The following is a 17,747-nucleotide window of genomic DNA, read 5'->3' as shown; positions in this document are numbered from 1 at the left end:
TTGAGGCGCGCGAACTCCCGCCGCCATGCCGGGGGCAAAGCAAAGAGCCCGGGCACGATGGCGGCGTCGCTGCCATCATCGTGTCGCGAAACCGGAATTGCCGGGCATCGGCCCAGATTGCGCCCGGAGCGCTCGGCTACGCCGCCTCCAGCCCGAATTGCAGGGCAGCCAGCCTGGCATAAAGCCCGCCTCTCGCCTTGAGTTCCGCGTGGGTGCCCTCCTCCACCACCCGGCCCTCGTCCAGAACCAGGATGCGATCGGCAGAAAGGATGGTGGCGAGCCGATGTGCGACCACCAGCGTGGTGCGGCCCTGCATCAACCGGTCGAGCGCATCCTGGACCGCGCGTTCGCTTTCGGAATCGAGCGCGGAGGTGGCCTCGTCCAACAGCAGGATCGGCGCATCCTTCAGCACCGCCCGGGCGATCGCCAGACGCTGGCGCTGGCCGCCCGAGAGCGTGACGCCACGCTCGCCGACAACAGTGTCGTAACCTTGCGGCAGAGCACGGATGAAGCCGTCGGCTGCGGCAAGGCGGGCGGCTTCCTCGACCTCTTCGCGGCTCGCACCGGGGCGGCCATAGGCGATATTGTCCCGCACCGAGACGCCGAACACGGTCGGCTCCTGCGGCACCAGGGCGAAGCGTTGCCGCCAGGCTTCCGGGTCGGCATCGGTCCCGGCGACGCCATCGACCATGATGCGGCCCTCCGCCGGATCAAAGAAGCGCAGCGCAAGCTGCAGCACCGTGCTCTTGCCGGCGCCGGAAGGGCCGACCAGGGCAATGCGCTCGCCCGGGCGGACGCTGAAGGACATCTCATGCAGCGCCAAGACCGTCCGCCCCGGGTATGAGAAGGAGACGCGTTCGAAGGCGAGTTCGCCGAGCGACGGCTCGGGCATCGGCTTTGGGTGCGCAGGCGCGGTGATCGCCGGTTTCGTCGCGAGGATTTCGCCGAGGCGCCCGGCCGCACCGGTAGCGGCCGAGATCTCGCCATAGACCTCTGAGAGCTGTCCGAGCGAACTGGCCGCCAGCACCGCATAGAGCACGAATTGCGAAAGCCTGCCGCCGGTCATCCGGCCGGCAAAGACATCCATGGCGCCGACCCAGAGCACGCAGACCACGCTCGCGCTGACCAGGAAGATTGCGACGCCCGAGAGGATGGCACGCGAGCGCGTCGCGGAGCGCGAGGCCGCATAGGCATCGTTCGAAGCACTCTCGAAGGCCCGTGCCGTCTGCCGCTCGGCGCCGAATGATTGCATGGTCCGGATCGCGCCGACCGCCTCCGAGGCGAAGGCTGAGGCATCGGCCAGGCGATCCTGTGCCGCCCGCGCCCGGCGCCGGACCGAGCGTCCGGAAAAGACCAGCGGCAGCACGATCAACGGGATCGCGGCGATGACGATGGCCGAAAGCTGGGGGCTCGTCACGACCATGAGCGCCAGGGCACCGAGAAACATGATGCCGTTGCGCAATGCGATCGAGGCGGCCGAACCGAAGGCCGATTTGATCTGCGTCGTATCCGCCGTGAGGCGCGAGACAAGGTCGCCGGCGCGGCTCGAATCGAAGAAGGCAGGCTCGAGCCGGGTCAGATGGGTGAAGACATCGGCACGCAGGCTCGAAACGATGCGCTCGCCGATGGTCATCACCAGGTAGAATCGCGCCGAGCTCGCCAGCGCCAGCACGGCGACGACCCCGATCAGCAGCATGAAATAATTGTGGGCGAGCGCTTGATCGCCGCCGGAGAACCCGACATCGATGACGCGACGGACCGCGAGCGGCAGCACCAGAGTCGCGCCCGAGGCGACGGTCAGTGCGAGGATGGCAAGCGCGATCCGCCCCTTCTGCGCCAGCGCATAGGGCCAGAAGGAGGAGAGAGAATGGAAATCGGGGCGCGTCTTTTTCTGGTCTTCGTTATCTTCGGCCACGCTTCACTGTCCTGTCATGCTTGCGCTGTCGCTTCGCCTGCGCTATTGCGCTGGCGACTTCACGACAGGCTCATACGAATTGTTCGACGGGCCGGCCAGCTAGCCTGGTTATCGACCGTGCCCGCTTACGATTGAGGATTTCGCCATGAAGACCGGCATCCATCCCGACTACCACACCATCAAGGTCGTCATGACCGATGGCACCGAATACTTCACGCGTTCGACGCTCGGCAAGGAGGGTGACACCCTCAATCTCGACATCGACCCGAAGACCCACCCGGCCTGGACCGGCGGCACCCAGCAGCTGATGGACCGCGGCGGCCGCGTCTCGCGCTTCAATTCGCGCTTCGGCGCCCTCAGCGCGCTCGGCAAGAAGTAATTCGGCCGTCGATCGTCCCCGATCGACGCAGCCTGCATACACAAAAGCCCGGCCTAACGGCCGGGCTTTTTGCGTGTCGGGCGGCGATTGGTCGCGGGCGCGAGCCCTCGCATCGGGCTCAGTTGAGCAGGGCAAGCCGCGATTGCAGGCTGCGGATCTGGCTCTGGACGGGGTTCGGAGTGACCTCGAACACGTCTGAACCGGACATCAGCCCTTCGAGATGGCGGATGCGGTCCTGCAGACGGATGGAGTGGGCAATCAGATCGCGCAACTTCTGCGGCAGGCGCATCGCCTCTTCCTGCACCGGCGACAGCATCGGCTCGGCAATCTTGACCTTGTTCTTTTCCAGTCGAGCCTGCTCTGCGGTCATCTCGCCCTCTGCCACGGCGCGTTGCACCAGCAGCCAGGAGGCGATCTGCATCAGCCGCGTCGTCAGGCGCATGCTTTCGGTCGCATAGGTCAGCGCAACATCGCGCGGGAGTGCCGCCGACTCGGCGCGGCCGTCGCCGTCGAGGTAGCTCGCCGTCAACTCGACCAGCGCCATGCCCTCGCGAAACAGCAGCATGAAGCCGTCCGATTTGACGAAGCCCCTTGCAAAGGAAAGTGCGCCTTCATCCGGCCCGGACTTCAGCAGCGTCATATCGGTCATCGCGACGTCTCCAATCGGCACAAAGGCGTGTGCGTCTGGGACGCGCCACGGATTGATACCGTCACAGCGGCAAGAATAGCGCCGATGCATTGTCGAGACTCTGGTAAGATGTTGTTAACCTTAACACGCCATGAGGGCCAAAAAAGAGCCGCCCCGAAGGCGGCTCGAAGGTCAACAGGGAGGCGTCAAACAGAGTGGGCAGGAGCCACTCGACATCCAGAGAAACTGGATGATCGGATTCATACTTTGGAATCGTTAAGGAGCGGTTAAGAACCCCGCGGCGCCGGCATATTTGCGCAAGGAAACGGCAGGATTGCGCGACAATCGCCCTCCTCCCGCGCCAGTCGGCCGGGTCAATGTCAGCTTGTGCAAGGCTGGCACGACGAAGCCTGAGCTATTCGTGCCGCGAGCCCCTGCCTCAGCCTATCTTGCGGAAAAAGGCATCCGCAGCCGAGCGGGAGGCATCCTTCTTGGCCCTGATCTCCATCAGGCGCGCGATCTCCGTCTTGAGCGCCTCAATGCGTTGATCGATCTCCGCGAGCGACAGCATCGCAAGATCCTGCCCGATCTGGTGAATGGGTTGCGGCGCGGGGCGGTCATCCTCTGAAAATATCGACATGGCTGCCTCATTTTCGAAACGCGACGGCGGAGACTAGCCGGCTCGCCGCCGCAAGGCCACTATCTCTGCGAGGCAGGTGTCAGATGCGGACGCCTCATGACCAAAGAGGGACAACCAGACGTGATGCCAACTCTTCCCGAGACGATGACCGCCATCGGCTTTGCGGCCCCCGGAGGCCCTGACGTGTTGCGTCCTGAAACACGGCCCGTGCCGAAACCGGCCACAGGCGAGGTTCTCGTCGAAGTTGCGGCCGCTGGCATCAACCGGCCCGATGTCCTGCAACGGCTCGGCGGCTACGCTCCCCCGCCCGGTGCCTCGGACATCCCGGGCCTCGAGATCGCGGGCAGGGTCGTGGCGGTCGGCGATGGCGTCAGCCGCTTCGCGATGGGAGACCGGGTCTGCGGACTCGTCGCCGGCGGCGGCTATGCCCAATATGCAAGCGTCCACGAGAGCAACGCCCTGCCAGTCCCCGCCGGGCTGTCGCTGATCGAGGCTGCCGCGATTCCGGAGACCTATTTCACCGTCTGGACCAACGTCTTCCAGCGTGGCCGGTTGAAGACTGGCGAGAGCTTCATGGTCCATGGCGGCAGCTCGGGCATCGGCACCACGGCGATCCAGCTCGCAAAGGCCTTTGGCGCCACGGTCATCGCAACCGCGGGCTCGGATGAGAAATGCGCGGCCTGCCGCGCGCTCGGTGCCGATGTCGCGATCAACTACCGGGAGCAGGATTTCGTCAGCGCAGCGAAGGAGGCCACCGGTGGGCGCGGCATCGACCTGATCCTGGATATGGTCGGCGGCGACTACATCTCCCGCAATTACGAGGCAGCGGCCGAGAGCGGCCGGATCGTCCAGATCGCCTTTCTGAACGGCCCCAAGGCGGAGGTCGATTTCCGTCGGCTGATGATGAAGCGCCTGACCCATACCGGCTCGACACTGCGCCCGCGCACCATCGCCGAGAAGGCAGCCATCGCCGCCGAGCTGGAAGCCAAGGTCTGGCCCCTGCTGGCCCAGGGCCGCTGCAAACCCATTATCCATGCGACCTTCCCCTTGGCAGAGGCTGCAGCCGGGCATCGCCTGATGGAGAGCAACGCCCATGTCGGCAAGATCGTCCTGACGATGTGAGTTTCCCACAGCCGCGATATCAGTGCTCGCCTTGCAGGCCGGGCGTTGTCATTGGACCGATCAGGCTGTCTGAGTCGCCGGCGCCTTCCGCGCTTTTTCTTGGACAGCCTCCATGGCTTTGCATATAACGCCCGCATCCTGCTCATCGCTGATGATTTGGATGGCCGGCCGAGGAGGCCGGTCGGCGCATGAGAGCTTTTGTCCGCGACCCTGATCCGGCGTAAGCCGCCGGCCTTCGAGATCCAGGAGACGATGCCGTGTCACAACCCCCGCTGATGCCGAAAGCCACTGCGGTCTGGCTCGTGGAAAACACGTCGCTGACCTTCGAGCAGATCGCCGAGTTCTGCAAACTCCACCCGCTCGAAGTTCGCGGCATCGCCGATGGCGAAGTCGCCGCCGGCATCAAGGGCCTCGACCCGATCACGTCTGGCCAGCTCACCCGTGAGGAGCTTGAGCGCGCCGCCAAGAACCCGAACCACCATCTCCGGCTTGCCGAGCGCAAGGTGAAGGTGCCGGAGATCAAGCGCGCCAAGGGGCCGCGCTACACCCCGGTTTCCAAGCGCCAGGACCGCCCGAACGCGATCCTCTGGCTGCTGCGCAACCATCCAGAGCTCAAGGACGCGCAGATCATCCGCCTGGTCGGGACGACGAAATCGACGATCGCCCAGATCCGCGACCGCACGCACTGGAACGCACAGACCCTGACGCCGGTCGACCCGGTCAGCCTCGGGCTCAGCTCGCAGATCGATCTCGACTTCGAGGTCGGTCGTGCGGCCAAGGATCGCCCGGCCGCCCTTGCGGAGGCAGGCTCGACCCTGCTCCCGGCCGAGGAGACCACCGCGCGGGAGCCGGTCCATGCGAGCCAGCCTTTCGCCGACATGAGCAAGCCGAAGCGCGAGGAGGAGGCGGCCATCGACGTCGATTCCGTCTTCGCCAAGCTGAAGCAGCTCAAGCGTCCGGCCGACGAGGACGACGAGATCTGAGGTCGCTGACGACCGAGCGGCTTGCCTGTCGCGGAGAATGGCCTTGGCATCCGATCTTGCCTTCACCTTTCTCGGCACGGGCGCGCCGCCGGTCAGCCTGCGCCGGGCCGGCCCGTCCCATCTCGTCGAGGGAGCCGGACGCAAGGTCCTGATCGATTGCGGTTCAGGCGTGAGCCAGCGCCTGGTCGCCGCTGGCCATCGCGGCGCCGATATCGACCTGCTCATCGTTACGCATGAGCATTCCGACCATCTGGTCGATTTCTACCAACTCGTGGTCTCATCCTGGCACCAGGGCCGCGCCCGCCCCTGGCGTGTGCTGGCCCCTGCCCCCGCACTTGCCAATATGCGCACGCAATACGAGGGCTTTGCCCGCGAACGCGCCTTGCGCATTGCCTTCGAGAAGCGGCCCGACGCCACGGGGCTCGATGTGGAGTTCGAGGAACTGGGCGAAGGGATCGTCTCCGGGCTGGGCGAACTCGCGATCGACGCCTTCCTGGTTGATCACCGCCCCGTAGAGCCCGCTTTCGGACTCACGATTTCGCTGGCAGGCAGCAGCCTTGTCTTCTCGGGCGACACGCGCCTGACGCCGTCGCTCGAACGCGCCGCGCAGAATTGCGATCTGCTGGTCTGCGAGGTCTTCATCGACAATGAGATGCCTGTCGTCGCCGGTATTCGCTCGGCCGAGACCGTAGCGGCCGTACAGGCCTATCACATGACACCCGCCGTGGTGGCCAAACTAGCCATCCACGCCGGCGCAGGCATGCTCGCGCTGACGCATCTGGTACCGCCTGGCGCCGACACCTCTCGGCTTGCCCGCGAGATCAGGACGGCAGGTTATGCCGGCCCGCTGATTGTTGGCGAGGATCTGATGGCGCTCGATGTCGGCGAACGACTGCTGCGCTGGAACGGCGCGACGATCGGGATCTGAGCCTCGTCATCGCGAGCCAGGCAATCCTGTCTCGCCCTCGGACTAGCCAACGCCTCTCGCCTTGAGGACCTCGCCGATCTCGTCGAGCACGACAGGATCGTCGATCGTCGCCGGCACGGCGTATTCCTCGCCATCGGCGATCTTCTTCATCGTCGCGCGCAGGATTTTGCCGGAGCGTGTCTTCGGCAGGCGTGCCACGGTCACCGCGAGCTTGAAGGCGGCAACCGGGCCGATCTTGTCGCGCACCAGCGCAACCAGCTCCTTCTCGACCTCGGCCGGGCTCTGCGTCACGCCCGATTTCAGCACGACGAACCCGCAGGGCTGCTCGCCCTTCAGAGCATCCCTGATACCGACCACGGCGCATTCCGCCACCGCCGGATGCGAGGCGAGCACCTCCTCCATGCCCCCGGTCGAGAGCCGATGGCCAGCGACGTTGATGATGTCGTCGGTGCGTCCCATGATGAAGACATAGCCGTCCTCGTCGATGAAGCCGGCATCCGAGGTGTTGTAATAGCCCGGGAAGGCCGTGAGATAGGATTGCCGGAACCGCTCGTCATCCTGCCACAGCGTCGGCAAGGCGCCGGGAGGCAGCGGCAGCTTGACCACGATCGCCCCCATCGTGCCGGCAGATACGGGTTTTCCGGTCTCGTCGAGGCACTGCACGTCATAACCCGGCAGCGGCACGGTCGGCGATCCATGCTTCACCGGCAAGAGCTCCAGCCCGACCGGGTTGCCGACCATGCAGGAGCCGCTCTCGGTCTGCCACCAATGGTCGATGACCGGAACCTTCAGCACATCCTCAGCCCATTTCAACGTATCGGGATCGGCCCGTTCTCCGGCGAGGAAGAGCGTGCGGAACTGCGACAGGTCGTAGCGTGCGAGATGGGTTGCCTGCGGGTCCTCCTTGCGGATCGCGCGAAACGCCGTCGGTGCGGTGAACATCGCCACCGCCTTGTGCTCGGAAATGACACGCCAGAACGCGCCGGGATCAGGCGTTCCGACCGGCTTGCCCTCATAGAGCACCGAGGTCGCGCCGTGCAGCAGCGGGCCGTAGACGATATAGCTGTGGCCGACGACCCATCCGACATCGGACGCGGTGAAGAAGACCTCGCCCGGCTTCACGCCGTAGAGGTTCTCCATCGTCCATTTCAGCGCGACCATATGGCCGCCATTGTCACGGACCACTCCCTTGGGCCGTCCCGTCGTGCCCGAGGTGTAGAGCACATAGAGCGGGTCTGTGGCGGCGACCTCGACACAATCGGCCTTGCGTCCCGCGGCCTTGGCCGACGCGACCAGCGCCCGCCAGTTCCGGTCGCGCGTGACATGCATGGAGGCGTCCGCCTGGGGACGCTGCAGCACGATGCAGGTTTCCGGCTTGTGGGCGGCGAGCGCGATCGCGCCGTCGAGCAGCGGCTTGTATTCGACGATGCGTGTCGGCTCGATGCCGCATGTCGCGGTCAGGATGACCTTCGGCCTGGCGTCATCGATGCGCGTTGCCAGTTCCTTGGCGGCGAAGCCGCCGAAGACCACCGAATGCACGGCCCCGATCCGGGCGCAGGCCAGCATGGCAAAGGCTGCCTCCGGGATCATTGGCATGTAGATGATGACGCGGTCGCCCTTGCCCACGCCCAGATCCTGCAGGACGGCCGCGAGCGTCGCGACCTCGCCGAGCAGCTCACGATAGCTGTAGCTTGCCTTGGTTCCGGTGACGGGGCTGTCATGGATCAGTGCCGTCTGCTCGCCCCGCCCGTCACGCACATGCCGGTCGAGCGCATTGAAGCAGGTGTTGCAGCTCGCATCCGGGAACCAGCGTCCATAGACACCGGCTTCGGCATCGAAGATCGCTTGCGGCGGCTTGATCCATTCGATCTCGCCTGCCGCCGCGCGCCAGAAGCCGATCGGATCCGCCTGCCAGCGCGCATAGGTTTCGCGATAGCGGCTTGCATGCGTGGCATTCATCGGACGCGTTCCTCTTCGCCTGGTTCTGGCCTAGACCCGGCAAGCAGGTCGGGGCGATTTTGCGCGGGATCGTGCGCACTCTCCCCCGCCTGCGCAAGCACGCCGCCGTCAGACTTTAGCTACGCATCTGCGCACGACCGCTCCCACCCTCGCGCCCCGGACAGCCATGAGCTTCGACCCAGCCTATCTCGCCGCGATGGTGCCTGCCGTCATCCTCGTCGGGCTCGCCAAGGGTGGTTTCTCGGGCCTGGGGTTGCTCTCGCTGCCGCTGATGGCGCTCGTGCTGCCGCCGGTCCAGGCGGCCGCGATCATGCTGCCCATCCTGATCGTCCAGGACATGGTGAGCGTCTGGGCCTATCGCCGCGAGTTCGACAGACGCAACCTCGCGACGATGCTGCCGGGTGCCCTCCTCGGCGTGCTTGCGGGCTATGCCTTGGCATCGCGGGTTTCCGATGCCGCGGTTGGCCTTTCCGTCGGCATCATCTCCGTTGCCTTCGCAGCCCGTCGGCTCTTCACCGACCGCAAGGCCCAGTCGCCGGTCACGAAGCCCGCCTTCGGGCCCGGCAGCTTCTGGGGCGCGGTCTGTGGGTTCACCAGCATGATCGCTCATGCCGGCGGCCCTCCCTTTCAGATCTACGTCATGCCGCAGCGGCTCTCGCCGCCGACCTTCGTTGGCACCGGTGCGATCTTCTTCGCGCTGCTCAATCTCATGAAGGTCGGCCCCTATATCGCGCTCGGCCAGTTCACCCGCGAGAACCTCGCCGCGTCGGCTGCACTGTTTCCGGTCGCGATTCTCGCGACCGTTGCCGGCGTCTGGCTGGTGCGTCGCGTGCCGGCGGAACGTTTCTACACCATCATCTACTGGCTGCTGATTGCTGTCGGCAGCAAGCTGATCATCGACGGGTTCCTGGCCTTGCGCCTCCATCCCTGACCACGGGTCCAGCTGCGTCGATTGCGCCGCATCGGAAAAAGGGATGGATTACGGGAGAGCGCGGGACCGGCTAGATCCGGAGGCGACGCGACGGAAGAAGGCACCCCGATGAAGACCTCGCCCTATGACATCGACCTCGACCGCAACCCGGCCAATTTCCAGCCGCTGACGCCGCTGACCTTCCTCGAGCGCGCCGCCGCCGTCTTCCCCAGTCATGTTGCGATCATCCACGGCCCGTTGCGCCGGACCTATGCCGAATTCTACGCGCGCTCGCGCAGGCTTGCATCCGCGCTGGCAAAGCACGGCATCCGCAGGGGCGATACCGTGGCAGCCATGTTGCCGAACACGCCCGCCATGCTCGAATGTCACTACGGCGTGCCGATGACCGGCGGCGTGCTCAACACGCTGAACACGCGGCTCGACGCCGCCATCATCGCGTTCTCGCTCGACCATGGCGAAGCCAAGGTGCTGATCGCGGACCGCGAATTCTCGATCACGGTCCAGGCGGCGCTGCAACTCTGCAAGGTCAAGCCATTGGTCATCGACTATGACGACCCGGTCTATGACGGTAGCGGCGAGCGGGTCGGCAGCGTCGAATACGAGGATTTCCTCGCGACCGGCGACCAGGACTTCGCCTGGACGCTACCGAGAGACGAGTGGGACGCAATCTCGCTGAACTATACATCGGGCACCACCGGCGACCCGAAGGGCGTGGTCTATCATCATCGCGGCGCCAATCTGCTCGCGACCTCGAATGTCGTGACCTGCGGCATGGGCCGGCATCCCGTCTATCTCTGGACGCTGCCGATGTTCCATTGCAACGGCTGGTGTTTCCCCTGGTCGATCTCGATCCTCGCCGGCACCCATGTCTGCCTGCGCCAGGTCCGTGCCAAGGCGCTCTATGCGGCGCTGGCCGATCATGGCGTCACCCATCTCTGCGGCGCTCCCATCGTGATGTCGACGCTGCTCAACGCCCCACCGGAGGAGCGTCGCCCCTTCTCGCAGAAGGTCTCCTTCTTCACCGCGGCGGCCCCACCGCCAGAAGCCGTGCTCGCCGCAATGAAGCAGGCAGGCTTCGAGGTGACGCATCTCTACGGCCTGACCGAAACCTACGGCCCCTCCGTCGTGAATGAGTGGCAGCGCGACTGGGATGCGCTGGACGTCGCGGACCAGGCCGTGCTGAAGGCGCGCCAGGGTGTCCGCTATCCCGCCCTGGAAGCCCTCGATGTGCTCGACCCGGAAACCATGCAGCCGGTCCCACGCGACGGCCAGACACTCGGCGAGGTGATGTTCCGCGGTAATGTCGTGATGAAAGGTTACCTCAAGAATCCGAAGGCGACCGAGGCCGCCTTTGCCGGTGGCTGGTTCCATTCCGGGGATCTCGGCGTGCGTTATGCCGATGGCTATATCCAGCTCAAGGACCGCTCGAAGGACATCATCATCTCAGGCGGCGAAAACATCTCCTCGATCGAGGTCGAGGATGCGCTCTACAAGCATCCCTCGGTGCAATCGGCTGCGGTTGTCGCCAGGCCGGACGAGAAGTGGGGTGAGACGCCCTGCGCGTTCGTCGAACTCATGCCGGGAAAGAATGCGACCGAAGCGGAGATCATCGCCTTCTGCCGCGGGCTTCTGGCCTCGTTCAAATGCCCCAGGACGGTGGTCTTCACCGAGATCCCCAAGACCTCGACCGGCAAGATCCAGAAATTCAAGCTGCGCGAAATGGCAAGGGCCCTGTAGCGCCAGGCGGGGCTTCCCCTGCATGTCCATTCAACGAGAAAGCCGGCCCCTCCTGGGACCGGCTCGATCAAGACCATCCTATTCGAGGGGTGATGGCTGCCCCGTTATCCCGTTCAATGCAGCGTCGGCTGCGGCATCGTCATTCTGACGCGCTCGATCTCTTCCTTCAGCAGCAGCTTCTTCCGCTTCAACTCGGACACATTCAGCGTATCGGAAGAGGGGCGCGCCGCGGCTTGGGCGATGGCTTCCTCAAGCTGACGATGCTTGCGCTCGAGCTCGGCGAGGTGGGTCTGCAGCGACATCTGGATTCTCCTGATGAGCGATTGACGGGGGGAGTCTGACACAGAGCCGGCTTCAAGTCTCTGGGGCAGCAGTGCACTGCACCATGAGTTTCCGTGATCCTGGGCCTCTCCTTCCCGCAGGGCGCGAATGGCACGCGCTGTCCATGCGCGAAGCGACACTGCGCACTTGCCGCGCCGCCCGCGCCTGAGCATAGTCGACCCGGATCGCGGCAATGATGAGACGGCTTCATGGGATTCGAGCTGAGCCCTGAGGAGATCGAGGCCTTTACGGCCGAGTTGGCTCGTCTGCGCGAGGAGCATCGCGACCTCGACAGCGCCATCGACGCGCTGGAGCGCATGGGCGCGATCAATCAGATCCAGGTGCAGCGCCTGAAGAAGCGGAAGCTCTACCTCAAGGACCGCATCACGCAGATCGAAGACGCGCTGACGCCCGACATCATCGCCTGATGCGAAAAACAGCACACAGAACAATGATTTCGACGAATCGGTGCTTGCCTGCCGGGCTGCCCGCAGTTTAAGTCGCGCGCTTCCTCCCCTCGCATGGGAAGCGAGTGCACATGGCCGATACCAGCCCTCCTGTCGCCATCATCATGGGCAGCCAGTCCGACTGGGCGACGATGCGTCACGCGGCCGAAGTCCTCGACATGCTCGGCGTGACCCACGAGGCTCGCATCATGTCCGCGCACCGGACCCCGGAACGCATGTTCGCCTTCGCGAAGGAAGCCAAGGCGAAGGGCTTCAAGGTCATCATCGCGGGCGCCGGCGGGGCCGCACATCTGCCGGGCATGACAGCTTCGCTGACGCCGCTTCCTGTCTTCGGAGTGCCGGTCGAATCCAAGGCCCTTTCCGGCCAGGACAGCCTGCTCTCGATCGTGCAGATGCCGGCCGGCATCCCGGTCGGCACGCTCGCCATCGGCCGGGCCGGGGCGGTCAATGCCGGCCTCCTCGCCGCCGCCGTGCTCGCTTTGGGCGATGAGCCCCTGGCCGAGCGGCTGGAAGCCTATCGCAGCCGCCAAAGCGGGGCGGTCGCAGAATTCCCCAGGGACGACGCATGAGCACGCCCGATCCGCGCGGGCTTGGCCCCGGCGCCATGCTCGGCATCCTCGGCGGTGGGCAGCTTGCCCGCATGATTGCGCTCGCCGCCGCCGATCTCGGCATTCGCGCCCATATTTTCGCGCCCGAGGCCGATAGCCCGGCCTTCGACGTCGCCGCCCGTCATACGATCGGCGCCTATGAAGACGAGGCTGCGCTGGCCGGGTTTGCCGATGCCGTCGACCTCGTCACCTATGAGTTCGAGAATGTGCCGCATGCGACAGCTGCCTTCCTCGCCGCGCGCACCCCGCTTCATCCCGGCGCCCGCGCGCTGGCCCTGACGCAGGACCGACTGAGCGAGAAGAGCTTCGTTGCCGATCTCGGACTGGCGGTTGCGCCCTTCCGCGCCGTCGATTCGCTGGCCGATCTCGAGCGGGCCGTCGCCGAACTCGGTCGTCCGAGCGTCCTGAAGACGCGCCGCTTCGGCTATGACGGCAAGGGGCAGGTGAAGATCGCGGCTGATACCGATCTGGCCGAAGCCTATGAGGCCATCGGGCATTTTCCCGCCATCCTCGAAGGCTTCGTCAGCTTCAGCCGGGAGGTTTCCGTCGTCGCAGCCCGCAACACGGCCGGCGACTTCGCTGCATTCGATCTTTGCGAGAACGAGCATCGCGACCACATCCTCGCCTTCACGCATGTGCCTGCGCAGGTAGCCGCCGGAACCTCCGCCAGCGCCATCGAGGCGGCACGCAAGATCGGCGAGGCGCTCGGCTATATCGGCGTCTTCGCCGTCGAAATGTTCGTGGTTGGCGAGGGCGCGAGCGAAGCCGTCATCATTAACGAGATCGCGCCGCGGGTACACAATTCCGGTCACTGGACCAGCGAAGGCGCCGAGACCTCGCAATTCCACCAGCATGTCCGCGCCGTCTGCGGCCTGCCGCTTGGATCGGCCGCCCGCCGCGGCACTGTCGAGATGGAAAACCTTGTCGGCGACGCCGCTCTCCGGTGGCGGGAAATCCTGGCAGAGCCGGGCGCGCACCTGCATCTCTACGGCAAGCGGGATGCCCGCCCCGGCCGCAAGATGGGCCATGTCACGCGGCTGAAGCCGGCCCGCTCGTAACGTGCTTCCTCACGGAGCCGGCACGCCTTCCTGCCGGCTTGTCCCAACGAATCCCGCGGCTCGTCTCCGCCCGCGATTTCTCCACGTTCTCCGGCTCTTCCGGCGTGGACAGCCGAATTGAATTCTGTTATCCGCACAACCCTTCCTGCGAGTTGAAAAACTTCGCCGGGCCCGAAATCTTGACCAACCCGCTAAAGACGGACAATCACGTGCAGGTTCTCGTTCGCGACAACAATGTCGATCAGGCTCTTCGCGCTCTCAAGAAAAAGATGCAGCGCGAAGGCATTTTCCGGGAGATGAAGCTCCGCGGTCATTACGAGAAGCCTTCCGAGAAGAAGGCGCGCGAGAAGGCGGAAGCCGTCCGCCGCGCCCGCAAACTGGTCCGCAAGAAGCTGCAGCGCGAGGGCCTTCTGCCCGCGCCGGTGAAGCCCAAGCGCCCCTGATCTCCGGCTGAGGGCGGCCGCGTTGGCCGCTTCGCACGGATGCGTCATGTTGAAACAGCGCCTGGAGCCTCTCCGGGCGTTGTTGCTTTTTCGGCGGCGTTAACCAAAGCTTGGCAGGATGCAGGCGTTCTCGCGTGAAGGGGCGCTGTCGGCTGGGGAGCGCAATCAGGTCATGACGACCAACGGGGTCGAGCATGGCAGTCGAGGCACAGAACCGGGACCGATGAGGCAGAGCATGTTTCGAGGCAAGAGCTGGCTGGCTGCAGCCGGCATCGCCGTCGCGCTGGCAGGATGCGACACCGTTTCCAATCTGGGCTCACAGAGCGCAATTGCCGAGGTCGATGCGGAATCATCCGCCAATGCGAGCGTGAATATCGGCTCGCTCAGCGAGGTCATCAACCGCAACCCCAACGATCCGCAGGCCTATAACACCCGCGGCGCGGCCTATGCCCGTGCCGGCCGGTACTCCGACGCGATCTCCGATTTCACCAAGGCGGTGCAGATCGACCCGAACCTGGCCTCGGCCTACACCAATCGCGCTCTGGCGCTGCGCCAGAGCGGCCGCAATGACGCGGCGATGGCAGACTTCAACCGCGCCACCACAGCCAACCCGAACTATGCCCCGGCCTATATCGGGCGTGCCAACCTGCTGCGCCAGCAGGGCAACAGTCAGCAGGCGTTGTCCGACCTCAACACCGCAATCCGCCTGAACCCGGAATCGGCCGAAGCCTTCCATGCCCGTGGTCTGGTCTATCAGAAGGAAGGCCAGCACCAGCACGCGATCACCGATTTCGACTCGGTCATCGATCGCAATCCCTACAACGCCCCGCCCTATACGGCCCGCGGCCAGAGCCTGATCGCGGTCGGAAAGTTCGAGCAGGCGATCGAGGACTTCACGGCTTCGCTCAACGTCGACAACCGCAACGCCGAGGCCTGGGCCGGTCGTGGGCTCGCCAGCGAAAAGCTCGGCAAGAAGACAGAAGCGGCCGAGAACTATCAGCGCGCCCTGAGCCTGGACAGCAACAACGCAACCGCACGCGCCGGCCAGGCGCGCCTCGGCGGAGGCAGCCTCTTCCGCTGACCAGCGCGCCAGGACGCCGCGCTGCTCGACGGCGCGGCGTCCCTGGCTGGCAACGACACCATTCGTCAGATTGACGGGGGAGCGATGATCTCCGGGGGCCAACCATGCGCGCCGCCGGCTCGCCCCCGATCACCGAGGCGGCACAGCCACGCTCAGTCCAGCACCTTCATCATATCCACGGAGGCCGTCTCGAAGCCTGCACGGCGATAAGCCTTGAGCGCGAGGTCATTGCCCTCCAGTACACCGAGATGGAGGACCTTGCGCCCTGTCGCCCGTGCAAAGCGCTCGGCTTCCGCCAGCAGGATCTGGCCGATGCCGGTCCCACGCTCCGCGGCGCCAACGACGATATTCTCGATATAGACGTGATCGCGCAGGTGCTCGTGTACGAACGGGCCGGTCCGGACAAGCTGCAGCGCGAGATAGCCGACGACGCGGCCGTCGCTCTCGGCGACCATCAGCGCACCGCCGGTCTCGTCCGCCTTCTCACGATCATCTGCCAGGCAGGCCGCGGCCACCTCCGGCCCGGTCCCGCGCGCCGGACTCAGGCCCGCTTCATGGGCGGTCAGTTCCAGCAGCAGGGCCAGCACTGCAAGGCGGTCCGCCTCCGCCATCGGTCTGATCGTGATGCCCACCGTTCGAAACTCCAAAAGAAAAGGGCCAGCGAGACGCCGGCCCCTTGCAACTTGCCGTGGGCCCGGCGGCTCAGTGCGCCATTGCCTTGACGATCTCGTCGGTGACCTTCTTGGCGTCCCCGAACAGCATCATCGTGTTGGGCATGAAGAACAACTCGTTCTCGACGCCGGCATATCCCGAGCCCATGCCGCGTTTGATGAAGAGCACGGTCTTGGCCTTTTCGACATCAAGGATCGGCATGCCGTAGATCGGCGACTGCGGGTCGGTCTTGGCCGAAGGGTTGGTGACGTCATTGGCTCCGATGACGAAGGCGACATCCGCCTGGCCGAACTCGGAGTTGATGTCCTCCAGTTCGAAGACCTCGTCATAGGGCACATTCGCTTCGGCGAGCAGCACGTTCATGTGCCCCGGCATGCGGCCTGCGACTGGGTGGATGGCGTATTTGACCTCGACGCCTTCCTTCTTCAGTGCGTCGGCCATCTCGCGCAGCGCATGCTGGGCTTGCGCCACCGCCATGCCGTAGCCTGGCACGATGATGACCTTGCCGGCATTCTTCATGATGAAGGCCGCATCGTCGGCCGAGCCCTGCTTCACGGGCCGAGCCTCCGCGGCACCGCCGGCAGGGCCAGTGGTCTCGCCGCCGAAGCCACCGAGGATGACCGAGATGAAGCTCCGGTTCATGCCCTTGCACATGATATAGGACAGGATCGCGCCGGAAGAGCCAACCAGCGCGCCGGTGATGATCAGCGCCATATTGCCGAGCGTGAAGCCGATGCCCGCCGCCGCCCAGCCCGAATAGGAATTGAGCATGGAGACGACGACCGGCATGTCGGCACCGCCGATCGGCACGATCAGCAGCACACCGAGCGCGAAGGAGACGAGCACGATCAGCCAAAAGGCCGCATGGCTCTCGCTCTTCAGGAAGAACAACAGCAGCACGACCAGCGCGATACCGAGGCCGATATTGATGCCGTGGCGCTGCGGCAGCATGATCGGCTTGCCGCTCATGCGCCCGTCGAGCTTCAGGAAGGCGATGATCGAGCCCGTGAAGGTGATCGCGCCGATGGCGCAGCCCAGCGCCATCTCGAACAGGCTTGCGCCCTTGATCTTGCCGACCTGACCGATGCCGAAGGCCTCCGGCGCGTAGAGCGCCGCTGCCGCGACCAGCACTGCCGCCAGACCAACCAGCGAGTGGAAGAAGGCAACAAGCTGCGGCATCTGGGTCATCTGCACGCGCCGGGCCATGTAGGCGCCGATGCCGCCGCCGATAGCGATGCCGAGAACGACCAGGAACCAGCCGGAGAAGCCGGAAGGCGGATAGAAGATCACGGTGGTGGCAATGGCGATGCCCATGCCCACCATGCCGTAGAGATTGCCCTGACGCGAGGTCGTCGGATGCGACAGGCCCCGCAAGGCCATGATGAACAGGACGCCGGAGACGACGTAGAGAAGGGCAGAGAGATTAGCAGCCATGTGCGCTCAGCCCTTCTTCTTGTACATTGAGAGCATGCGCTCGGTGACGAGGAAGCCGCCAAAGATGTTCACGGACGCCAGGACCAGCGCGACGAAGCCAAAAATCTTGGCCCAGATCGGACCGTCGCCCAGAGCAGGCGCCGCATTCACGCCGACGGCGAGCAGCGCGCCGACGACGATGACGGAGGAGATCGCATTGGTCACCGACATCAGCGGCGTGTGGAGTGCCGGTGTCACCGACCAGACGACATAGTAGCCGACGAAGACCGCGAGCACGAAGATCGCAAGCCGATAGACCGTCGGGTCCACGCCGGTAGCAGCGCCAGCGGCGGCCGCAGCCTGCTCGGCATAGCGCTCCGCCAGTTCTGCAGCCTGTTTCGCGAGGGCAGCCGCCGAGCGGGCCTGCTCGAGCGCTTGTTCAGGTGTCGGATTAGCCATGGT

General features: G+C 65.2%; 19 protein-coding genes. 11 read left to right on the top strand and 8 right to left on the bottom strand.

Annotated elements, in window-relative coordinates:
* Positions 1–136 precede the first annotated feature (136 nt).
* The gene (locus BIWAKO_RS15330; protein ID WP_069879391.1) at positions 137–1,915 is read right to left on the bottom strand and encodes an ABC transporter transmembrane domain-containing protein; all 1,779 of its coding nucleotides are present in this window, start codon (positions 1,913–1,915) and stop codon (positions 137–139) included.
* Between the two features lie 145 nt (positions 1,916–2,060).
* Here BIWAKO_RS15330 and rpmE point away from each other — a divergent pair, with 145 nt between their 5' ends.
* Positions 2,061–2,294 carry a 50S ribosomal protein L31 gene (rpmE, locus tag BIWAKO_RS15325; protein ID WP_043238453.1) on the top strand — a complete coding sequence of 78 codons (234 nt, stop codon included), beginning with the start codon at positions 2,061–2,063 and terminating at the stop codon, positions 2,292–2,294.
* Between the two features lie 118 nt (positions 2,295–2,412).
* Here the strand turns inward: rpmE and rcdA are convergent, their stop codons facing one another.
* Together rcdA and BIWAKO_RS15315 are read right to left on the bottom strand one after the other, a co-directional pair.
* Positions 2,413–2,943, bottom strand: a complete 531-nt coding sequence (gene rcdA / locus BIWAKO_RS15320; RefSeq protein ID WP_069879390.1) for a protease adaptor protein RcdA — start codon at positions 2,941–2,943, stop codon at positions 2,413–2,415.
* A gap of 418 nt (positions 2,944–3,361) precedes the next feature.
* A complete protein-coding gene (locus BIWAKO_RS15315) occupies positions 3,362–3,562 on the bottom strand; it encodes a DUF1192 domain-containing protein (RefSeq protein WP_069879389.1) in 201 nt (66 codons plus the stop codon).
* A 120-nt stretch (positions 3,563–3,682) separates the two neighbouring features.
* Here BIWAKO_RS15315 and BIWAKO_RS15310 point away from each other — a divergent pair, with 120 nt between their 5' ends.
* The 3 genes from BIWAKO_RS15310 (at position 3,683) to BIWAKO_RS15300 (ending at position 6,595) form a co-directional block, all read left to right on the top strand.
* On the top strand, positions 3,683–4,684 hold the full coding sequence (locus BIWAKO_RS15310) for an NAD(P)H-quinone oxidoreductase (protein ID WP_176733469.1): 1,002 nt from the start codon (positions 3,683–3,685) through the stop codon (positions 4,682–4,684).
* A gap of 257 nt (positions 4,685–4,941) precedes the next feature.
* A complete protein-coding gene (locus BIWAKO_RS15305; RefSeq protein WP_069879387.1) occupies positions 4,942–5,667 on the top strand; it encodes a DUF1013 domain-containing protein in 726 nt (241 codons plus the stop codon).
* Positions 5,668–5,710: 43 nt separating this feature from the next.
* On the top strand, positions 5,711–6,595 hold the full coding sequence (locus BIWAKO_RS15300) for an MBL fold metallo-hydrolase (protein WP_201788625.1): 885 nt from the start codon (positions 5,711–5,713) through the stop codon (positions 6,593–6,595).
* Between the two features lie 42 nt (positions 6,596–6,637).
* Here the strand turns inward: BIWAKO_RS15300 and BIWAKO_RS15295 are convergent, their stop codons facing one another.
* Entirely contained in the window at positions 6,638–8,554 is a 1,917-nt protein-coding gene (locus BIWAKO_RS15295) for a propionyl-CoA synthetase (protein WP_069879385.1), read from the bottom strand.
* Between the two features lie 166 nt (positions 8,555–8,720).
* Between BIWAKO_RS15295 and BIWAKO_RS15290 the strand changes: the two genes are divergently transcribed.
* Together BIWAKO_RS15290 and BIWAKO_RS15285 are read left to right on the top strand one after the other, a co-directional pair.
* Positions 8,721–9,485: a sulfite exporter TauE/SafE family protein gene (locus BIWAKO_RS15290; protein ID WP_069879384.1), complete on the top strand. Its 765-nt coding sequence runs from the start codon at positions 8,721–8,723 to the stop codon at positions 9,483–9,485.
* A gap of 108 nt (positions 9,486–9,593) precedes the next feature.
* On the top strand, positions 9,594–11,222 hold the full coding sequence (locus BIWAKO_RS15285) for an acyl-CoA synthetase (protein ID WP_069879383.1): 1,629 nt from the start codon (positions 9,594–9,596) through the stop codon (positions 11,220–11,222).
* Positions 11,223–11,335: 113 nt separating this feature from the next.
* Here the strand turns inward: BIWAKO_RS15285 and BIWAKO_RS15280 are convergent, their stop codons facing one another.
* Positions 11,336–11,524 carry a YdcH family protein gene (locus BIWAKO_RS15280; RefSeq protein WP_069879382.1) on the bottom strand — a complete coding sequence of 63 codons (189 nt, stop codon included), beginning with the start codon at positions 11,522–11,524 and terminating at the stop codon, positions 11,336–11,338.
* A 228-nt stretch (positions 11,525–11,752) separates the two neighbouring features.
* On the opposite strand from BIWAKO_RS15280, the gene BIWAKO_RS15275 reads away from it, so the two are divergent.
* From BIWAKO_RS15275 to BIWAKO_RS15255, 5 genes are all read left to right on the top strand, one after another.
* On the top strand, positions 11,753–11,971 hold the full coding sequence (locus BIWAKO_RS15275) for a YdcH family protein (RefSeq protein WP_043238474.1): 219 nt from the start codon (positions 11,753–11,755) through the stop codon (positions 11,969–11,971).
* 110 nt (positions 11,972–12,081) lie between these two features.
* Complete coding sequence (purE, locus tag BIWAKO_RS15270; protein WP_069879381.1) at positions 12,082–12,579, top strand: 5-(carboxyamino)imidazole ribonucleotide mutase; 498 nt, start codon at positions 12,082–12,084, stop codon at positions 12,577–12,579.
* Positions 12,576–13,676 carry a 5-(carboxyamino)imidazole ribonucleotide synthase gene (locus BIWAKO_RS15265; RefSeq protein ID WP_069879380.1) on the top strand — a complete coding sequence of 367 codons (1,101 nt, stop codon included), beginning with the start codon at positions 12,576–12,578 and terminating at the stop codon, positions 13,674–13,676. Before purE ends, BIWAKO_RS15265 begins: the two co-directional genes overlap by 4 nt.
* 209 nt (positions 13,677–13,885) lie before the next feature.
* Positions 13,886–14,119 (top strand): 30S ribosomal protein S21, encoded by a 234-nt coding sequence (rpsU, locus tag BIWAKO_RS15260; protein ID WP_038359685.1) that lies wholly within the window; start codon positions 13,886–13,888, stop codon positions 14,117–14,119.
* A 235-nt stretch (positions 14,120–14,354) separates the two neighbouring features.
* Positions 14,355–15,200: a tetratricopeptide repeat protein gene (locus BIWAKO_RS15255; protein ID WP_244523454.1), complete on the top strand. Its 846-nt coding sequence runs from the start codon at positions 14,355–14,357 to the stop codon at positions 15,198–15,200.
* A 152-nt stretch (positions 15,201–15,352) separates the two neighbouring features.
* On the opposite strand, the gene BIWAKO_RS15250 is transcribed toward BIWAKO_RS15255, so the two are convergent.
* The 3 genes from BIWAKO_RS15250 to BIWAKO_RS15240 all read right to left on the bottom strand — a co-directional run bounded on the left by BIWAKO_RS15250 (position 15,353) and on the right by BIWAKO_RS15240 (position 17,744).
* Positions 15,353–15,832, bottom strand: a complete 480-nt coding sequence (locus BIWAKO_RS15250) for a GNAT family N-acetyltransferase (protein ID WP_141740100.1) — start codon at positions 15,830–15,832, stop codon at positions 15,353–15,355.
* Positions 15,833–15,902: 70 nt separating this feature from the next.
* Positions 15,903–17,306 (bottom strand): NAD(P)(+) transhydrogenase (Re/Si-specific) subunit beta, encoded by a 1,404-nt coding sequence (locus BIWAKO_RS15245; protein ID WP_069879378.1) that lies wholly within the window; start codon positions 17,304–17,306, stop codon positions 15,903–15,905.
* A gap of 6 nt (positions 17,307–17,312) precedes the next feature.
* Positions 17,313–17,744 (bottom strand): NAD(P) transhydrogenase subunit alpha part 2, encoded by a 432-nt coding sequence (locus tag BIWAKO_RS15240; protein ID WP_069879377.1) that lies wholly within the window; start codon positions 17,742–17,744, stop codon positions 17,313–17,315.
* Between the last annotated feature and the right edge of the window lie 3 nt (positions 17,745–17,747).

The sequence above is a fragment of the Bosea sp. BIWAKO-01 genome, assembly GCF_001748145.1.
Lineage (GTDB): Bacteria > Pseudomonadota > Alphaproteobacteria > Rhizobiales > Beijerinckiaceae > Allobosea.
The sequence above is the reverse complement of the archived record's forward strand: the minus strand, read 5'-3'. Positions and strand labels throughout refer to the sequence as shown.